Source organism: Bacillus sp. JK62 (genome assembly GCF_053663455.1).
Map to the genome: position 1 here is coordinate 1 of NZ_JBSJQA010000016.1, position 1,225 is coordinate 1,225.

The 1,225-nt window shown below is 42.0% G+C and carries 5 tRNA genes and 1 rRNA gene; all 6 read right to left on the bottom strand.

Features of this window, described 5'->3' with window-relative positions:
• Window positions 1-322: 322 nt before the first annotated feature.
• Window positions 323-399, bottom strand: a tRNA-Pro gene (locus tag ACWJJ4_RS19765).
• 16 nt (window positions 400-415) lie between these two features.
• Window positions 416-492, bottom strand: a tRNA-Arg gene (locus ACWJJ4_RS19770).
• Between the two features lie 32 nt (window positions 493-524).
• Window positions 525-599 (bottom strand) — tRNA-Gly (locus ACWJJ4_RS19775).
• Between the two features lie 295 nt (window positions 600-894).
• A tRNA-Thr gene (locus ACWJJ4_RS19780) sits at window positions 895-967 on the bottom strand.
• A 2-nt stretch (window positions 968-969) separates the two neighbouring features.
• Window positions 970-1,044 (bottom strand) — tRNA-Asn (locus tag ACWJJ4_RS19785).
• 45 nt (window positions 1,045-1,089) lie between these two features.
• A 5S ribosomal RNA gene (gene rrf, locus ACWJJ4_RS19790) occupies window positions 1,090-1,205 on the bottom strand.
• Window positions 1,206-1,225 lie beyond the last annotated feature (20 nt).

Genomic DNA, 1,225 nt, shown 5'->3' on the forward strand with positions numbered 1-1,225 from the left:
CAGGATCAAACTCTCCGATAAAGTAGTTTGACTGACTACGCACATCGCTGTGCGATTTATTTAAAACTTTGAATTAACAGGTACGTTTTGTCTTGTTTAGTTTTCAAAGATCATTACCGCTTGTTGAAGCAGCTTTATTAGCTTACCACCCAGCTTCTTTTATGTCAACAACTTTTTTAAGTTGTTTCCGAAGCTTTTTGTTGTTGTCTGCTGTCCATCAGCGACGTTTAATAATATACCACGGTGCTTCTCTATAAATCAAGCATTTTTTTAAAAAAAGAGAAAAAAAGAAAACCAGTATATTATCTTTAAAGCTTGAGAATGGTCGGGAAGACAGGATTCGAACCTGCGACCCCATGGTCCCAAACCATGTGCTCTACCAAGCTGAGCTACTTCCCGATTTTTTAAAATATTATGGCGCGCCCGAGAGGAGTCGAACCCCTAACCTTTTGATCCGTAGTCAAACGCTCTATCCAATTGAGCTACAGGCGCAATTAATTTCACAATATCCCGTTGGGATAAAATGGAGCGGAAGACGGGATTCGAACCCGCGACCCCCACCTTGGCAAGGTGGTGTTCTACCACTGAACTACTTCCGCAAGTAAAAATGTAATGCATGGCCAGAATACAGCCTCAGATGGCGGTAAACCGTATTGTTATTTATACTGTTCATTATGACAAAAGTAATTATATCAAGGTTTTGATAAAAGTCAATACCGTTTAACAATTAATTATGTTAATCTCTTTTGCATCATTGAAGAAAGGCTTCATCAGAAGACGCGCTAAATACCTATACCTTAACTGGTACAATCAGCAACAGATTTTTACTGAACTAAACAAAAAATAACAGTTCCATAACATTCGGAAACTGCTTCAGATCAACGTATTTAGATAAGCTTCCAAGCGGGCTCGAACCGCTGACCTCTTCCTTACCATGGAAGTGCTCTACCTGCTGAGCTATGGAAGCAATGGCTCCGCAGGTAGGACTCGAACCTACGACCGATCGGTTAACAGCCGATAGCTCTACCACTGAGCTACTGCGGAATATTATAAGCTTCATAAACAAAAACATGGTAGATAAAATAAAAAGCTTGGCGGCGTCCTACTCTCACAGGGGGAAACCCCCGACTACCATCGGCGCTGAAGAGCTTAACTTCCGTGTTCGGCATGGGAACGGGTGTGACCTCTTCGCTATCGCCACCAAACCATTGAGAGTGTTCTCTCA